General features: G+C 72.6%; 14 protein-coding genes and 1 pseudogene. 9 read left to right on the top strand and 6 right to left on the bottom strand.

Annotated features, from left to right (window positions below; genetic code table 11):
* Nucleotides 1–48: 48 nt before the first annotated feature.
* Genes O7606_RS22100 through folP form a run of 4 tightly spaced genes read right to left on the bottom strand, consistent with a single transcriptional unit; the run spans nt 49 to nt 2,408 of the window.
* Entirely contained in the window at nt 49–585 is a 537-nt protein-coding gene (locus O7606_RS22100) for a DUF3180 domain-containing protein (protein WP_281595936.1), read from the bottom strand.
* A 19-nt stretch (nt 586–604) separates the two neighbouring features.
* Complete coding sequence (gene folK, locus O7606_RS22095; protein ID WP_281595935.1) at nt 605–1,132, bottom strand: 2-amino-4-hydroxy-6-hydroxymethyldihydropteridine diphosphokinase; 528 nt, start codon at nt 1,130–1,132, stop codon at nt 605–607.
* Complete coding sequence (gene folB / locus O7606_RS22090; RefSeq protein ID WP_281595934.1) at nt 1,129–1,494, bottom strand: dihydroneopterin aldolase; 366 nt, start codon at nt 1,492–1,494, stop codon at nt 1,129–1,131. Before folB ends, folK begins: the two co-directional genes overlap by 4 nt.
* Nucleotides 1,491–2,408: a dihydropteroate synthase gene (gene folP / locus O7606_RS22085; RefSeq protein WP_281595933.1), complete on the bottom strand. Its 918-nt coding sequence runs from the start codon at nt 2,406–2,408 to the stop codon at nt 1,491–1,493. Before folP ends, folB begins: the two co-directional genes overlap by 4 nt.
* Nucleotides 2,409–2,755: 347 nt before the next feature.
* Here folP and O7606_RS22080 point away from each other — a divergent pair, with 347 nt between their 5' ends.
* From O7606_RS22080 to O7606_RS22050, 7 genes are read left to right on the top strand one after another with little or no spacing between them, the layout of a single operon-like run.
* Complete coding sequence (locus O7606_RS22080) at nt 2,756–3,070, top strand: hypothetical protein (RefSeq protein ID WP_281595932.1); 315 nt, start codon at nt 2,756–2,758, stop codon at nt 3,068–3,070.
* Nucleotides 3,071–3,081: 11 nt separating this feature from the next.
* Nucleotides 3,082–3,444 (top strand): hypothetical protein, encoded by a 363-nt coding sequence (locus tag O7606_RS22075; RefSeq protein WP_281595931.1) that lies wholly within the window; start codon nt 3,082–3,084, stop codon nt 3,442–3,444.
* 49 nt (nt 3,445–3,493) lie between these two features.
* Nucleotides 3,494–7,000 (top strand): ATP-binding protein, encoded by a 3,507-nt coding sequence (locus tag O7606_RS22070; RefSeq protein ID WP_281595930.1) that lies wholly within the window; start codon nt 3,494–3,496, stop codon nt 6,998–7,000.
* 4 nt (nt 7,001–7,004) lie between these two features.
* Nucleotides 7,005–8,975 carry an MFS transporter gene (locus O7606_RS22065; RefSeq protein WP_281599804.1) on the top strand — a complete coding sequence of 657 codons (1,971 nt, stop codon included), beginning with the start codon at nt 7,005–7,007 and terminating at the stop codon, nt 8,973–8,975.
* Nucleotides 8,972–9,529: a hypothetical protein gene (locus O7606_RS22060; protein ID WP_281595929.1), complete on the top strand. Its 558-nt coding sequence runs from the start codon at nt 8,972–8,974 to the stop codon at nt 9,527–9,529. The genes O7606_RS22065 and O7606_RS22060 overlap by 4 nt, the downstream gene beginning before the upstream one ends.
* Nucleotides 9,526–10,704, top strand: coding sequence for a M23 family metallopeptidase (locus O7606_RS22055; RefSeq protein WP_281595928.1), 1,179 nt, complete (start codon nt 9,526–9,528; stop codon nt 10,702–10,704). The genes O7606_RS22060 and O7606_RS22055 overlap by 4 nt, the downstream gene beginning before the upstream one ends.
* Nucleotides 10,705–10,717: 13 nt before the next feature.
* The gene (locus tag O7606_RS22050; RefSeq protein ID WP_281595927.1) at nt 10,718–11,311 is read left to right on the top strand and encodes a hypothetical protein; all 594 of its coding nucleotides are present in this window, start codon (nt 10,718–10,720) and stop codon (nt 11,309–11,311) included.
* A gap of 5 nt (nt 11,312–11,316) precedes the next feature.
* On the opposite strand, the gene O7606_RS22045 is transcribed toward O7606_RS22050, so the two are convergent.
* Nucleotides 11,317–11,736 carry a hypothetical protein gene (locus O7606_RS22045; RefSeq protein ID WP_281595926.1) on the bottom strand — a complete coding sequence of 140 codons (420 nt, stop codon included), beginning with the start codon at nt 11,734–11,736 and terminating at the stop codon, nt 11,317–11,319.
* Between the two features lie 353 nt (nt 11,737–12,089).
* Between O7606_RS22045 and O7606_RS22040 the strand changes: the two are divergent.
* Both O7606_RS22040 and O7606_RS22035 read left to right on the top strand, forming a co-directional pair.
* Nucleotides 12,090–15,230, top strand: a pseudogene (locus O7606_RS22040) (FtsK/SpoIIIE domain-containing protein); the annotation flags it as partial.
* Nucleotides 15,231–15,580: 350 nt separating this feature from the next.
* On the top strand, nt 15,581–16,324 hold the full coding sequence (locus O7606_RS22035) for a hypothetical protein (RefSeq protein WP_281595924.1): 744 nt from the start codon (nt 15,581–15,583) through the stop codon (nt 16,322–16,324).
* A 4-nt stretch (nt 16,325–16,328) separates the two neighbouring features.
* Here O7606_RS22035 and folE read toward each other — a convergent pair whose 3' ends face one another.
* On the bottom strand, nt 16,329–16,994 hold the full coding sequence (gene folE / locus O7606_RS22030; protein WP_281599803.1) for a GTP cyclohydrolase I FolE: 666 nt from the start codon (nt 16,992–16,994) through the stop codon (nt 16,329–16,331).
* Nucleotides 16,995–17,020: the final 26 nt, after the last annotated feature.

The raw sequence follows: 17,020 nt of genomic DNA, 5'->3' as shown, positions 1-17,020 counted from the left end.
CCGGGGCGAAGAGGTAACGCCGTGATCAATGCGTGACGCAACGGTTCGTCAATAGCTTCGGGGGTCGTCCCGGTCGTCGGACTCCCGTTCGTCCTCGGGCCGTTTCGGCACCCGGCAGGACCGTTCCAGCCAGAGAGCCGCCGCCACCAGCGTCAACGAGGCGGCCAAACCGCCGAGCGCGGGAACCCGGTCGGCGACCGCCGCCCGGGTGGTGCGCTCCACGAACAGCCAGCCGGCCACCCCGGCGTAGAACCCGGCGAAGATCGCCCCGGCCAGGGCGGACGCCTTGGCCAGGACCACGAACCGGGCCACCACCAGCGGGTTCACCGGATCCCGGCCGGGCCTGCGCTCGATCCGGCCCTTGGTGTTGACCGCCGCGTACGCCTCGATGACGGCCAGACCGGCCAGGGTGACCACCGGCAGCCAGGGCAGCGCCGGCATCGACTGGTAGAGGAAGCTGATCAGCAGCCAGGCCAGAGCGGCCGCGGCGAGCCCGGCCACCACCAGCGAGGCGGGGCGGGTCGGGCCCATCCGGTCACGGTCGGGCCCCGGACCGCGGGGCGACGGGGACTGCGGCGGGCTCATGCCACCCGGCTCCGATGGGTCATGACGTCGACTCTAACGTCAGATCCGGTCGGGCACGCAGTTCCAGGGCGTCCCCGGCGACCGGGTCGGCGGTCAGCAGGTCGGTCAGCCAACCGTGCCCCGGCAGTCGCCCGTACGGCTGGATGTCGATCCACGGCCGCAGCACGAAGGCCCGCAGGTGGGCCCGGGGGTGCGGCAGGGTGAGCTCGGGATCGTCACTGAGCACCGGCGTGCCGTCGTCGGCCCAGACCGCCACCACGTCCACGTCGAGCGTCCGCGGGCCGAAGCGCCGCCCCGGATCCCGGGTACGGCCCGCCGCCCGCTCGGCCGCGCGGGCCCGGTCGAGCCAGTCCCGGGCGGTCCCGGTCGGGTCCTCGGCCAGCAGCGCCGCGTTCAGGTACGTCGGCTGGTCGGCGTCGCCCCACGGGGGCGTCTCGTACACCCCGGAGACCACCCGGACCAGATCGCCGAGCTCCTCGACCGCGGTACGCAGGTGGGCCAGCCGGTCGCCGAGGTTGCTGCCCAGCGAGAGCACGGCCCGGGTCACCGGGCACGCGTCCGGGTCATGGTCACCGCCACGTCGGTGAAGGCGTGCGGGACGGGCGCCTCGGGCTTGTGCACGGTCACCGTGGCCGCGGTCACCCGCGGGTCGACCAGGCACACGTCGAGCAGCCGGTCCGCGAGCGTCTCGATCAGGTTGACCGGCTCGCCGGTCACCACCGCCACCAGCCGGTCGGCGAGCTCGCCGTAGTGGACGGTGTCGGTCACCTCGTCCGAACGCGCCGCGGGCGCGAGATCCAGGTCGAGGGCCACGTCGACCACGAAATCCTGACCCTGCTCGCGTTCGAAGTCGTAGACGCCGTGCCGGCCCCGGGCCCGCAGTCCGGTGAGGACGATCCGGTCGCTCATGCCCGTTCCCCGATCCGGTCCGGCCGCGCCGGACCCCGTGCCGCGTCGGCCGGAAACCCGGCCAAGGTCGGTCGGCCCGCGAGGCGGGGCCGGCCGCTGGCCCGCCAGACCGCGAGCGCGTCGACGGTGCCCCGCACGTCGTGCACCCGTACCCCCCAGGCCCCGGCCGCCACGGCGAGCAGGCTGGTGGCGATGGTGGCCGCCTCCCGTCCGTCGGTGGGGCGCGGCTCGCCGTCCGGGCCGGCGAGCAGCCGTCCCAGGTACGACTTGCGGCTCGCGGCGAACAGCAGCGGGAAGCCGAGGCTCAGCAGCTCGGGCAGCCGCCGGGTGAGCTCCCAGTTGTGGTCGGCGGTCTTCGCGAAGCCCAGACCGGGGTCGACGACGATCCGGTCGGCCGCCACCCCGGCCGCGAGCGCGTCGTCGATCCGCCGGGCCAGCTCGGTCCGTACGTCGGTCACCACGTCGCCGTACGTCGCCAGGTCGCGCATGCCCCGGGAGTGGCCACGCCAGTGCATCAGCACCCAGGGGCGGCCGGCGTCCCGGACCACCCGGGCCATGTCCGGGTCGGCCAGGCCACCGGAGACGTCGTTGACCACCGCGGCGCCGGCGTCCAGCGCCGCCTCGGCGACCCGGGCCCGGGTGGTGTCGATACTGACCGGCACTCCGGCGGCGGTGAGCTCCCGGACCACCGGCAGCACCCGGGCCGCCTCGGTGTCGGCGTCGACCCGGTCCGCGCCGGGCCGGGTGGACTCACCGCCCACGTCGACCAGGTGCGCCCCGCTGGCGTGCAGCCGCGTGCCGTGCCGGACCGCGGCGGCCAGGTCCGCGTACCGGCCGCCGTCGGAGAACGAGTCGGGCGTGACGTTGAGGACGCCCATCACCACGGGGTCGTCCGCGCCTACCAGGTCGGTCACCGGTGCACCGTACCCGTCGGGGCGTCGGCCCGGGTCGGCCCGGGGGCGACCGGCACGGCCCTGACGTGCGTATTGGAACACGTGTACGATCGGACGCCGGGGCGGAAACGGGCATACCCCTCGCCGCTTGTTCCAGAGGGGGGCGGCCCGTACGCTTTGGAATTGCTTCGGCACCGAGACCGTCGGAGCTCGAAGGGGGGCCAAAGCGGGAGGAAAAGCCCACAATCCGCCACCTTGGGTGGCGTTCGGGGCGACGCAGCGTCAGTGACGACGCGTCGAGCAGCATTCCCGTCAGGTTCACTCACGTAACGCCGCGGCTCCGCCGGCCGCGTCATGGGGAGGTTCAAGTGATCGCCACAGCGCTCGTGGAGACGGTGTCGACAGGTGTCGGCACGCTGCTCCACGCCCTGGCGTCGACCCCGCTCGCCGAGCCGGCCCCCAAGGGGATCGACACCGACGGTGTCGTCACCTTCTTCGCCAGCAAGATCGCACCGATCCTCCTCGCCGTGCTCGGCGTCATCTTCATCGGCCGGGCCAGTCGCGGCGAGGTGTCGAAGGTGCTGACCAGCTCGGCCATCGCGATCATCGGGTTGGCCTTCATCGCCGGAGCCGCCACGCTCTTCTTCGTCGGTGACTACCTGATCGACCTGATCTTCGAATAGGCCCGGTAGAGATGCGGCTGCGCACCGACGACGACATCTACCGGGCCCGCCTGGTCTACCTCGGCCCGCCGGGATACACCCTTCCCGTTCACCTGCCGTACGCGCAGTACGGCCTGTTCATCCTGCTCGTCCCCCTCTACATGTTCATCCACTGGTTGTTCACGCTGCAGGTCGAGCTCTTTCCGGCCTGGGAGATCGCGCTCGCCATCGTGACGACCTCGTTCATCTTCCGGTACGTCGACCCGGACCGGCCGGCGCGCATGGTGATCCGCACCGCGCTGACCGACTGGCGACGGACCCGGGAGCCGGCCGCCGAGTTCCGCGACCCACGTCTGGTCGGCAGCCGGATCAGGATCCGGGAGGAGCTGGCATGACCGGTCGTACGCCGATCGAACGGTCGAGTGATCCGGGTGAGGCGATCGCATGAGCCGCGCAGCGACGCCGGGGCCTTCGCACCCGGCAGGGCAGCACGCCGCCCCGCGCGGTCACCGTGCGCGCTCGTTCGACTACCCCGACCCGGGGCCGGGTGACGAGATGAGCCTCGACCCGGCGCTGGTCACCTCGCCCGGGCACGGCGGGGTCGGCGTCTTCCAGGCGCCCCGACCGGCCCGGGGCCGCCCCGCCCCGGCCGGCCCAGAGCCGACCACGCCGGCCACTGCGCCGGACAGCCCGGACATCGACTCCCCCTTCCTCGACCTCTTCGGCGGCACCCGGCCGGGCGGCAACCGGCAGCCGATCGCGCCCCTGCGCCGACCCGGGCGTGACCCGCTGCCGATCCCGCACCAGCCGGCGCCGGCCCCCGTGGAGCCGACGGCCTCCCGGTCCGGCCCGGTCACCGAGCCGACCCCCGTCCGCCCCCACCCGGCCCCGGCCCGACCCGGCCCCGGGCCGGGCGCCGACCGCCCCGCCGAGCCACCCCTGGGCCGGTCTGCTCCGGGTGTCGAGCCGGCGCCCACCCGGCCCTCGCCGGGCGCCCCGGCGCCCCGCCCGCCGGCCTCACCCCTTCCCCCCGCGGTCATCGCCCCGGCCTCGACCCCGCCCCCGGCCTCGGCTCCGGCCCCGCCCCCGGCGTCGGCCCCGGCTCCGGCCCCGGTCGGTGAACCGGCGGCGCAGGCCTGGTCGGCCGGTCCCGCCGCGTTGGCCGACCCGGAGGCCGCCGCACCGCCACGGGTGCCGGAACAGGTCGGCGAACGGCTGCCGTACGCCCGACCACCGGTCGAGCCCACCCCGCCCCCGCCGACCCACCACGACGACGGGGAAGAACCCGAGCCGGCGACGCGCCGGCGGGTGCCGCCCCGGCAACGCTCGACCGACGGCAGGCGGGAGCGATCCGCCAAGCCCACCCAGCCCACCCGGATCCGGCCACCGAAGATCAAGTTCGGCGACCGGGACCCGTCCGTCGAACTGGCCATCACCGAGATCGCCGGGCACCTCACCTTCACCCCCAACACGGTCACCGCCTGGTACTGGCTCCCCGAGGTGCGCTGGGCCTTCCGCCCGGACGCCGAACGCGAGGCGCTGCTCTCCGCGATCTCCGAGCAGTACGCCGGCCTCGCCGGCTTCCGGCTGCACCTGCGCCGCACCACCCGGCCGTTCCCCGCCGACGAGTGGGCGCGCACCATCGACTCGTACACCCCGAGCCCGCTGCCCGACGTGCCGGGCACCGCCGGATGGAGCGACCACCTCGTCGCCGCCCAACGGCACCTGCTCTCGGTGAACCACGCCGAAGGGCAGACCTACCTCGGGGTCACCTTCGCCCGGCGGTCGCTCGGCGACTCCCTGACCGAACGGCTGCTGCGCGCCTTCGGGCGGGGCACCGCCGACGGCGAACGGCGCAAGCTCGGTCGGACGGTCGAGCAGTTCGACGAGGTGCTCGCCGCGTTCGGCATGCGCGGTCGCCGGGTCACCTCCGGTGAGCTGGAATGGCTGCTCTACCGCTCGGTCGCGCTCTGCATGGCGCCGCCCGGGCAGCTCTCCCCGGTCACCAACGGGCACTGGGAACGCGGCGACCTGCTCGCCCTCACCGAGCAGGTCGAGCGGTACCGCACCCCGTACGGCTCCACGGTCAAGCTGGTCAACCGGATGACCGGCGAGGAACGGCACGTCGCCGTGCTCGCCGTGGGCCGGATGGAGCCGCTGGAGATCCCCGAGAAGCACGAGCCGTGGCTGCACTTCCACGAACGACTGCCCTGGCCGATGGAGATCTCCACCCGGGTCGACATCCTCGGCTCCGGTGACTCCTTCCGTAACCTGGAGCACCGGCTACGGATGATCCGCTCACAGCAGCTCGACTACGCCGAGCACGGCATCGACGCCCCGCCCGAGCTGGAACGGCTCGCCAAGCGGGCGCTGGTGATCGGTGACGAGATGACTACCGGGCTGCCGGTCGACTCGGCGCGCGCGCACGGCTGGCACCGGATCGCCGTCGGTGGCCGGACCCGGGAGGAGTGCCTGGAACGGGCCCGCCGGCTGATCCAGCTCTACTCCCGGGAGCTACGCATCTCGTTGCAGCACCCCAAGAACCAGGACTGGCTGGCCCGGGAGTTCATCCCCGGCGAACCCATCGCCAACACCGGCTACGTCCGCCGGATGCCTGTCAACCTGCTCGCCGCCGCCCTGCCACAGGCCGCCTCCACGGTCGGTGACCGGCGTGGTGACCTGATCGGCCGGACCGCCGGCACCTGCCGCCGACCGGTCTTCCTCGACCTGCACTTCCCGATGGAGGTACGGGAACGCTCCGGCCTCGCGGTCTTCGTCGCCGAGCCCGGTGGCGGCAAGTCGACCCTGCTGGGCGCGCTCGGCTACCTCGCCGCCCGGCGGGGCGTCCAGGTGACCCTGCTCGACCCGTCCGGCCCGTTGGCCCGGCTCTGCCAGATGCCCGAGCTGCGACCGTACTCCCGGGTGTTGAACCTGACCGGCTCCGAGCACGGCACGCTCGCGCCGTACTCGCTGATCCCGACGCCACTGCGGACGGAGTTCGCCAGCGGGGCGGCCGGCGACCGGGAGTTCGAGATCGCGGTCTCCAACGCCCGGGCCGAACGGCGCATGCTGGTACAGGACATCTGCATGATGCTGGTGCCGCCGCAGGTGGCCCGGGAGGCGTCCACCGCCACCCTGTTCCGGCACGCCGTGCGCCAGGTGCCCGCCGAGGAGACGTCCACCCTGGACGACGTGGTCGCCTGCCTGGGGCAGCTCGACGACGACGCCGGCCGGGAGCTGGCGAACCTCCTGCTGGACACCGCCGAGATGCCGCTGGCTCTGCTGTTCTTCGGCCGGCCGCAGGAGGGTCTGCTCGGCGCGGACGCCGCGCTCACCGTGATCACCATGGCCGGGCTACGACTGCCCGACCTCAAGATCGAACGGGAGTACTGGTCCGCTGAGGAGTCCCTGGCCCTGCCGATGCTGCACACCGCGCACCGGCTGGCCGTACGCCGCTGCTACGGCGGTTCCATGTCGTCGCGGAAACTGGTCGGCCTCGACGAGGCGCACTTCATGGAGGGCTGGCGCTCCGGCCGGTCGTTCCTGGTCCGGCTCGCCCGGGACTCCCGGAAGTGGAACCTCGCCGCGCTGGTCGCCTCACAGAACCCCCGCGACATTCTCGGCCTGGACGTACAGAACCTCGTCTCCACCGTCTTCGTCGGGCGGATCGCCGAGGACGCCGAGATCGCCTCCGAGGCGCTCCGGCTGCTCCGGGTGCCGGTCGACGACGGCTACGAGGCGACCCTGGCGTCCCTGTCGGCCGCCGACGCGTCGTCCGCCGCCCGACTCGGGTTCCGCGAGTTCGTCATGCGGGACGTGGACGGCCGGGTGCAGAAGGTCCGGGTAGACGTCTCGTACGTCGACGGGCTGCTGGAACACCTCGACACCACCCCCGCGGCCAGCCCGAACGCCGCGAACCTACCGAGCATCCTGTCGGACCTGGAGGCGTGACATGGTGGCGAGGGCCCCGGCACGGATCGCGGCACTCCTCCTCACCGTCGGCGTACTCGCGGTGGCCACGATCGTCTGGCCCGCGGTCGGAGCGGCGGCGGCTCCACCCCCGGTGGCCCAGGCGCGGGCGGAGCTATGCACCACGCAGGAATGGCAGGCCGACTTCCGCGCCTGCGTCGCCAAGCTGGAGGACGTTACCGCCGCGCGAGCCGCATGCTTGTCGCCGCCAACCCCAGGCGCGCCTGATGCTGGTTTGGCTGGCTGGTTTGCGAGCGCACCCAGCGCAGACACCGCCGGCGGCGTTGCGGGCCGTTATAGTCTTTACGGCTATGCCGGCTATGGCTATTCCACCTACGACGTAGACGGTGGTTGCGCCTCGGGCATCCTCCACCCTGACTACAAGTTCACCACTACCGTCGCTAACGGCGAATTTATGATCGCGACGGCCATCATTGGTGCGTCGAACGCCCTACGCGAACGAGCTTGGGGCCCACAGGCCATGTGGGGCTGGGCCGACCCACTGGTGGACCAGGCCACAAAGGCTGTCTACGAGAAAGTTTTCAGCGTCTTCGGCATCGTCACCCTCTGCGTTGTCGGCCTATACCTCCTGTGGCGATCTCGCCAGTCAGATCTGAGCAATGCGATGACCACCGCCGGTTGGGCACTGCTCGTAATGGTCGCAGTGACCGCGCTGGCAGCATGGCCAGTCAAATCTGCCAATATTGCCGATGGAACGCTGGTGACGACGCTGGGTGTCGTACACGATGCGGTTGGACCTCAGTCGAAGGAACCTGCTCCTGGGCGATGCATCGACCCTGACCCCAACAAGTGCAAAGATCTCCGCCCTCCGGCCACAAGGGCAAGCGACACCGTTACCGAGACCATGCTGTACCGGAACTGGCTGCGCGGTCTACTCGGCTCAGCCGATAGCGAAACCGCCAAGAAGTACGGTCCAGCTCTCTACGACTCTCGCTCGTTGACCTGGGGAGAAGTTCAGTCCATCCGAGCCAACCCAGCCACCCGGACGACCGTTATCGAAGCCAAACAGCAGCAATGGAGGAAGGTCGCCGAGCAGATCAAGACCGAAGATCCGGAAGCGTACGAGTACCTGCAAGGGATTCGAGACATGGACCGAATCGGGGCCGGCTTCATCGGGGTCCTCGCTGCAGTGCTCTTCGCGATGTTCGACCTGACCGCCTCCCTGCTGGTGCTGCTCGGCTTCCTGATCTTCCGGTGGGCGGTGATCGCGGCGCCGATTCTCGGCACCATCGGCCTGATGCGGCCGGCCAGCGCCGGTCTTCGCCGCCTCGGCAACGCCGTGGTCGCGGCGGTGTTCAACATCGCCATCTTCGGCACCGGGGCAGCGATCTACCTCTTCGCAGTCGACCTGATCATGAACACTCCCACACTTCCCGGCTGGCTCCAGGTGGTGCTGGTGTGGCTCTGCGGCGTGGTCGGCTGGTTGTTGCTGCGGCCGTACCGCCGGATCACCCAGCTCGGCGGAAAGGAAGGCGGCGAGGCGGCCGGGGCGTCCTGGCACCGGAAGCTCTTCCGGGACGTACGCACCGCAGCCCGGATCGAGGAGTCCGAGACAGCTCGCCGGGAGTCGCCGGCAGACCGGAAGCGGGGTGTGGTGGCCGAACCGGGACGTCTCCGACCCGAGGCCCGGTTGGAGGATCCCGCGCACGCCCCGGCACGGCGGGCCGAGCCGCGACTGGAGAACCGGAAACGTCCGGATGGTCACGAACGACCGGACGAGACCACCGTCGGGACCGAGCCGCCGGACCGCACCGGGCGTCCGGCAGCCGTGCCGCGGCCGCGTAGGCGGCAACCGGCCACCTGGACGGAGCCGGACGTACCCGAGGAGAGCCCGTCCTTCGTGATCTACCGGCCGGGATCCACTCCGGGCCGGGCTCCTGAGCCGTCGGCCCCGCGGGTGCGTACCGAGGCGCGGGTGCGCACCGAGACGAGGTGATGGTGGTGCGACGGGCGGTCGAGTTCCTGCTGACCCGGGTGCTGAGATCCCGGGTGGGCGTCGCGCTGGGTATCGCCGTGCTGGTCCTCGGGGTCATCGGAGCCGCCCGGCTGGTCGCCGGCCCGCTCGACCCCGGGGCCGGACTCAGCAACCGACCCGACGAGCCGATCACGACCGTCGACCCGAACTTCGGTGACGACGGCGCGATCGCCACGGCCGCGCCTCCGTCCCCGGTGACCAGCCCGGGGGCCGATCCGCCGGAGCAGGTCACCGATCGCTTCGTCAGCGCCTGGCTCGGCGGTCGGGGGGCGACCAGCGAGGAGTGGCTGTCGACTCTGCGCCCGTTCGCGACGCCCGGCCTGCTGGACAAGATGGACGGGGCGGAGCCGGCTGCCGTGCCGGCCGAGCGGGCCACCGGGCCGTCGACGCTACGGCCGCGCACCGAGTCGTTCGTCGAAGCGTCGGTTCCGCTGGACACCGGTCGACTCCGACTGGAACTCGTGGCGTCCGAAGGACGCTGGCTGGTTGACGTGGTGGACTGGGAGCGGGCATGAGCGGTCTCACCGGGGGATCCGTGTCTCCCCGCCGCAAGGTCAGGGTCGGTGCGCTGGCAGCGGCGCTCACCGCGGCGCTGGCGCTGCTCTGCTGCACCGGTGGGGCCGGCGCCTTCCTCCTCACCGAACTCGGTGGCGAGACCGAGCAGGTGGTCAACGCGGGCGCGTTGAGCTGCGGCACCGAGAACAGCGTCGACGTGACCGGCGACATGCCACGGTTCAGTCGGTACGGTGACCGGCAGCTACGCAACGCGGCAGTAATCATCAAGGTCGGCCAGGACATGGGTCTACCTGCCCGGGCCTGGGTCATCGCGGTGGCCACCGCGATGCAGGAGTCCGGGTTGCGCAATCTGGCGAACCCGACCGTCGCCGGCTCCAAGGACATTCCCAACGAAGGCGTCGGTTGGGATCACGACTCACTGGGCCTGTTCCAGCAGCGGGCCGGCTGGGGTACGGCACGGCAACGGATGGATCCCGCCTACGCGGCCCGGAAGTTCTACGAGAAACTCGTCAAGGTCGACAACTGGCAGCAACTGCCGCTGACCCGCGCCGCGCAGAAGGTGCAGATCAGCGCCTTTCCCGACGCGTACGCCAAACACGAGGAGCTGGCCAGCCGGATCGTGGACGCGCTGGCCGGCGGAGCCGCCCGGACGGTGCAGATTTCCGGCAGGGCGGTCTGTGACGCCGCGGCCAGTGGGGAGATCGCCGCGTCGGGGTGGACGGCGCCCATCCCCGGCGGTGTCGGGTCCGGTTTCCGGACGGCCGAACGCCCCCGGCATAACGGCGTCGACATCGCGGCCCCCAAGGGCACGCTGATCCGGGCCGCCGCCAGCGGGCGGGTCCTGGTGTCGCGGTGCGACCCGGACAACCGGGGCCGGCTGAGCTGCAACGTCGACGGCTGGCCGAACAAGGGCGGCTGCGGCTGGTTCGTCGACATGCTGCACGCCGGCGGGTACGTCACCCGCTACTGTCACATGGTGAAGCAGCCCCGGGTCGCCTCCGGTCAACTGGTGAAGGCGGGCGACGTCATCGGCGAGGTGGGCAGCAGCGGCAACTCCTCCGGCCCGCACCTGCACTTCGAGGTGCACGTCAACGAAGACCGGACCAGTCGCGGGGCGGTGAACCCGGTGCCGTTCATGAAGGAACGGGGCGCGCCGTTGAAGGGCGCGGCGTGAGGCGTCCGTCGAGGTGACCGGCCACCGGCCCGGCCCGTTCGTCGCGCCGCAGGCCTGGGCACCGCTTCCGCCCCGGCCGGTGCAGTTGGTGCCTGCGACCGGGCAGGTGGAGTTGCGCGGCCGGCGGGTCGTGGTCGGGCTGCCCGGTACGGGCTGGCGGGGTGATCTGCGGGCCGACCAGCGGGTGACGCAGAACAGCCGGACCTACGTCCCGGTCCTCCCCGAAGGGGAGTGGTACCGAGCCGAGTCCGAGCTGGTGGAGATGTTCGCGCCGCTGGTGCCGATCGAGCAGATCTGGGTGGAGAAGTTGGGGCACCGCCCGACCACCGGCACCTCGCCCGACACTCGACCGGTCTTCCCGGGCGGCCCGACGCCTCCACGGCCGACGCCGGTCGTCGAGGCTGGCCCGGTCACCGGCCGCCGGGTGGTACAGGTGGTGGGACCGGCGGAACGCCGTGACCTGCGCGCGGTCAGCGAGCCGTACCCGGGCAGCGACGGGGACATCCACCTCCGGGTAATGGCAGAGCTGGACTGGTACCGCTGGGCCTGGCGCGGTGCCCTCCCGAGCACCATCGAAGTGCCCGCTCACCTGCTCTGGACCGAGTAGAGGATTCAGGATTTGATCGCGGTGCAGATACGCCAGCCGTCCAACTCTTGAAGGTCGAAACGCCACCGGTCGGTCAGGCTCTGCTGTACTCCGTCGATCAGAGCACTTCTTCTTATGACCGCAGTTACCACGGCAGTCGACTCTGTCGCCTCCAAGACGAGCAATCCTTCAATATTGATTGAAACCGACACATTTAACGCTCGTTCTCGATCAATCAGATCTTTGCGGAACTGCTCGATCGCAGCCAGGCCTTCCACTCCGTCGCACGTGAGCAAATCAGCGCGCGCATCGTTACGATCAACCAGAAAGTTTTGCAGATACTTCACCACCACGACGTCGGGGGAGGTGCGGTCGGGGGCGCTGGCGCGGTCGTAGAGGACGAACACGGTCACCGCTCCACTGAGCAGAAGCACCGCGAGCGACACCCCCGCCACCGTAAGCGCCGTCCGAAGGCGACGGCGTGGTGGCACCGGAGCCGGCTGGCCCGGGGGTGGCGCCGGCTGCTCGGAGGGGGCCCGCTGCACCGGGACGCGGGACACCTGGGAACCGGCGGAGGGCTGCACTGATTCCACCCCCTGAGGCTATCGGTTGGCGGCTCCGTACCCAATGCCCGGATCCGGCCGACGGGGTGGTTGACTTGTCCGACTTCGCCGGATCGACGACGTTCGTCACATCTCGGCGCGCGCGCCGCCGCGCTTCCCGGAACACCACATCCGCCTGGGATACCGTCTCTGCTCGGGAGGGTCTGTCGGGAAGAGAGGTGGCGCCGGTGGCCGACATGAGGGGTCGTACCAGCCGCGCCGCCGCCCTGCACCGCCGGGCCGCCGCCGTGGCGACCGCCGCCGCCGGCCTGCTCGAAGACACCCGACCGGCTCCTGCCGATCAGCGCCGGCAACACGAGCTGGCCGACCGGCTGCGCCGTGCCGCGGAGGTGCTGGCGCCGGGCTGGGCGGGGGACGCTCTGGACACGCTCACGCTGGACGTGCCAGCCTCCGACCGGGTACCCGCCTTCGTCCGGGTCGGCACGGCCGTCCCGCTGGACGACGCGCGTTTTCCCGCCCTGGTGCCCCTGTTCGACACCGGCCACCTGGCCATCGACGCCGATGCCGGCGACCCTCAGGTGTCCGGCCTGCTCCGTGCGGTGCTGCTACGGCTGCTGGCCGCCGCGCCGGCCGGCGCGCTGCTGGTGCGCGCAGTCGACGGGGCTGGCGCCCCGACCACCGACGACCCGACGATCATCGACGGCCCGACGAGCACCGGCGCCGACGGCGCGACCACCGCCGATACCGGCGACGACCCGACCGCCTACGGCGCCGGCATCGACCCGGCTCGCGACGGCACGGACGACGACCGCGCCAGCGCCCGCCTGGACGACGCCCCGACCGTCGCCGGCCGGGAGGACGATCGGACGTCCTCCGGAAGGGGCCTGGGAGGACCGGGGCGCGGCGTCCGCGCGGTCCCGGTTTCGACGCCTCCCGCCGGGGACGAGGAGCGGGCCGGCGGCCGGGGCGTCGGTTCGCCGGGCACGTCGGCGACCGCTCCGTCAAGCGGGACGTTCGCGCCGTTCGCGGCGTTGGCGGACGCCGGTCTGCTGCCGCCGCCAGCCACCGATCTGACCGGTCTGCGGTGGGTGCTGGACGAGGCCGAGCAGTGGGTCGCGGCCGGGGTCACCGGGCAGCGTCGACACGATCGGCGGATGCTGCTCGTCGTCGCCCGGTGGCCGGAGGGGACCGGCCCGGACGAGTTGACGCGGGTCAGGGCGTTGGCGCGGTGCGGCCATCACTCGGGTCTGCATCTCGTCGTCGTCGGCTGGCCGGGCCCGCCCACTGCGGCCGGGGCGATCACTTCGGGGTCCGCGTCCGTCGTCGACGCGTCCACCCCCGCTCTCACCTCGGTGGCTTCCGCCACCGCCGGCACCGCTCCGCCCGGCGTCACGGCCCCGCCCGGCGTCACGGCTCCGACCGGCGCCGGCGGGTCGGCGCCGTCGCGTGCGCGTCGACGTTCCGCTTCCGGGTCGGCGGCGCCCCCCGCCCCCCGGTCCGCCGTCGACCGTACGTTAACCAGGGACGCCACGGCGGGCCCCGACCACGCCGTCGGAGCCCGGGTGGGGCCGGCGGACGCTGCTGGAGTCGAGGCCGGCCTCTCCGGCGCTACCCCCCTCCCGTACGGTACGACCCTCACGATCCGTGACGGGTACGCGCTGCTGGGCGATCCGCCCGGGACGTCGTTCGCCGGGCCGGGCGCGGCGCCGCCGGTGGGCCTGAACTCTCCGGTCCTGCCCGAGACGGACCCGCCTGTCGAGCTGGTCGACTCGGTCTGCCGTCGGCTGGCCCGCCGGGTCGCGGCCGGCGCGCACCTCACCCTGGCCACGCTGTTGCCGGACGCGGAGACGCCGCTCTGGTCGGCCAGTTCCGCCGAAGGACTTTCCACGGTGGTCGGGGACGCGGACGGGCGGTCGGTGACCCTGGGGCTGACCGAGCTGACCCCGCACTGGTTGGTCAGTGGTCGACCGGGCAGCGGTCGGGTGGATTTCCTGACCAACGTGCTCTTCGGTCTCGCCACCCGGTACGGCCCGGACGAGTTGGTCCTGCACCTGGTCGACATGGCCGACAGCGAGTCGTTCACCGAGTTCCTGCAGACCCGGCGGGACCGGTCGTGGGTTCCGCAGGTCAGAACGGCCGCGCTCGCCGCCGACCGGGAGTACGTGCAGGATCTCCTGGGTCATCTGGAGGCCGAGGCACGTCGGCGTGAGGAGGCCGGCCAACGGGCCGGTGGGCAACGTTTCGCCGAGTTGCGGCAGCATCAGCCGCTGCCCCGGATCGTCTGCGTGGTCGACAATCTTCCGTTGCTGTTCCGGGCGACCGATCCGGGGCACCGTCCGTCGCAGCGGGACCGGCTCGCCGTCGATCTGGCCTGCCGGTTGGAGGCGTTGGCCCGGCTCGGACGCTCGTACGGGGTTCATCTGATCCTGTGTGGCGACGGGGATCTCGGGTTGGCGTCCACCGCCCGGGACGGTGCCGCGGGTCGCTCCGGGGCGACGGGCCGGGACGGGGCGACGGGCCGTGACTCGGTGCTCGGTCAGTTCCCGGTGCGGGTGGCGTTGCCGGGCGGCGCCGCGGTGCTGGAGCCGACGAACGATGCTGCCGCCGGGCTGGCCCTGGGCAGCGCGGTGATCAACACGGCGGGTGGTCTCGGCGGTCCGCGTGGCGCGACGCGTGGGCACGAGCGGATGGTGCGGTTCCCGGATCCGTTGGACGATCCGGCGGCGCTGACCGGCCTGCGACGCCGGCTCTGGGCGGCCCGGCCGACGGATTCGTCCCCGCCGGTGGTCTTCGCCGGCTACGCCCGCCCGGTACTGGACAACGATCCGTGTCACCGGGCCGCCCTCGCGGACCCGAGCCGTCCTCCGGCGGCGCTGCTCGGCCGGGCGGTGGACGTGTTCCGGACCACGGTGTCGGTGCCCCTCGTCCCGGCGTCCGGCCGGAATCTGGTGGTGTTGGGCACCGGCTCGGAGGCGACCGGCATGCTGGTGACCGCTGCCCGGAGTGTCGCGGCGCACCACCGGCCGGGTACGGCCCGGTTCGTGGTGGCCGCGCTGACGGCCAGCGCGGCCGGTGTCGCCGGAGATCTCGCCGTCGAGTTGGCCGACCGGCAGGACGTCGAGACGGTCGACCTGGCCGGGTTGCTTACCGCGTTCCGCGACGACCGTCCCGCCTACCTGGTGGTGTTCGGGGCGGATGGTCCGGGTGGGGTTCCGGACGAGCCGCTGCGCGCTCTGCTGCGCGCCGGCCCGACGGCCGGTCGGCATCTGCTGGGCTGGTGGCGGTCGGCTTCGTCGCTCGGCGCGCTGCTCGACCGGGAGGACGACGTCACCAGGTTGGCCACGTTGGTCGTGGTCGACGTGCCGGGCAGTCAGTTGACGCCGGTGGTCGGCCGCGCCGTGCACTGGTCGCCCCGGCCGGGCCGGGCGCTGTGCTGGGATTCGCCGGGCGGGCCGGGGCGGGTGCTGGTGCCGTTCGCCAACCACCGGGATCCGGCGACCCCAGAGCCACCGGCGCCACCGGACCAGCAGGCAGCACCTGAGAAGCCGGCGACCCCGGAGACGCCGGCGCCACCGGACCAGCAGGCACGACCGGGGAGGCCGGCGCCACCGAAGCAGAAGGCGCCGAAGCGGCAGCCACGGTCCGGGACGCCAGCACCGCCCGGGGAGCCGGCACGACCGCAGAAGCAGGCACGGCCGGAGGAACAGGTGCGACCGGGGCAGCCGGCATGAGCGGAGACGTCAGCGCGTCCGGGGTGGCCGGCACGGGCGGAGAAGCCGGGCGGACCGGCGGAACCGGGGAGCCGACGGGGTCGTCCGCCCACGGCCAGGGGGCCACGGCGTGGACCGAGTACCTGGCCGCGGCCCGTCAGCTCGACGGGATACGCCGTGGCTCGTCGCTCGCCGCCGGCGAGCAGGCCCGTTCCGTCCGGGCCGCGCGGGACGAGTTGGACGTCGTACGCGCCCGGTTGGTCCACCAGCAGTCGCGGCTGCGTGAGCTGGGCGTACCGGCGATGTCCCTGGTGCCGTCACCGCCGGAGGTGAGCGCGTCGGCCCGGTCGATGACGGCTGGCCCGGCGGCGGTGCTGGCGGAGCTGCGGACGGCCCGGCAGTGCGCGGACACGGCGGAGGGGATCCTCGACGCCCGGCGAGCGTTCCGGTCGGCGGGGTGGACGGGCGTGCGTGACCTGTTGGTCTGCGGGGTGTTGGCGCTGCTCGCGCCGGTGGCGCAGGCGATCGTCCTCGGGTTGGTCGGGGTCGACGGCGCTGGTGGCGTGCTCGCGGCGTTGCTCGGGCTGCCGGTGGCCGCGGTTGCGCTGCTCCTGGGGCGGTCGACCGTGGTGGGCGCGTTCCGTCGGCCGACCGGGGTGGACGACCGCCGGGACCGCAGCCGCTGGCTCGGCGTGCTGGTGTGCGGTCTTCCGGCGGTGCTGACCGCCGCCGGGATCCTGCTGTTCGGCGCGGCCGGTTGACGGGTCAGCGTGGCAGGATCAGGGCCATCGCTTCGGCCCGGGATTTGGCGTCCCGTTGCAGGGTGCCCCGGACGGCCGAGGTGATGGTCTGCGCGCCGGACTTCTGGATGCCCCGCATGGCCATGCACATGTGCTCGCACTCCAGCACCACGATCACGCCCCGGGGCGCGAGGCGCTCCATCAGCAGGTCGGCGATCTGGGAGGTGAGCCGTTCCTGCACCTGGGGGCGACGGGCGTAGACCTCGACCAGGCGGGCGAGCTTGGACAGGCCGGTGATCCGTCCGTCCGGGCCGGGGATGTAGCCGATGTGGGCGCTGCCCCGGAAGGGGAGCAGGTGGTGCTCGCACAGGCTCATCACGTCGATGTCCCGGACCAGCACCAGCTCCTCGTGGTGGGCCTCGAAGGTGGTGTTGAGCACCTGCCTGGGGTCGACCCGTAGGCCGGCGAAGAGCTCCGCGTACGCCCGGGCCACCCGGGCCGGGGTCTGTACGAGGCCGTCGCGGTCCGGGTCCTCGCCGACCGCGATCAGGATCTCGCGTACGGCCTTCTCGATCCGGTCGAGGTCGACGGTCTCCTCCACCGGGCGACCGCTGAGCCTGCCGTTGATCAGGCGAGCGGCGAGGTAGTCCAGTCCGTCGTCACCGTCGGGTTCCGTGGAGGAGGCGGCCAGCCCCCGTTCGGGGCTGGCCGCCGACT

Origin of the sequence: Micromonospora sp. WMMD882 (assembly GCF_027497255.1) — a bacterium.
In the GTDB taxonomy this organism is placed as follows: Bacteria; Actinomycetota; Actinomycetes; order Mycobacteriales; family Micromonosporaceae; genus Micromonospora.
Note: the sequence above shows the minus strand (reverse complement) of the source record. Positions and strands in the feature narration are given on the sequence as shown.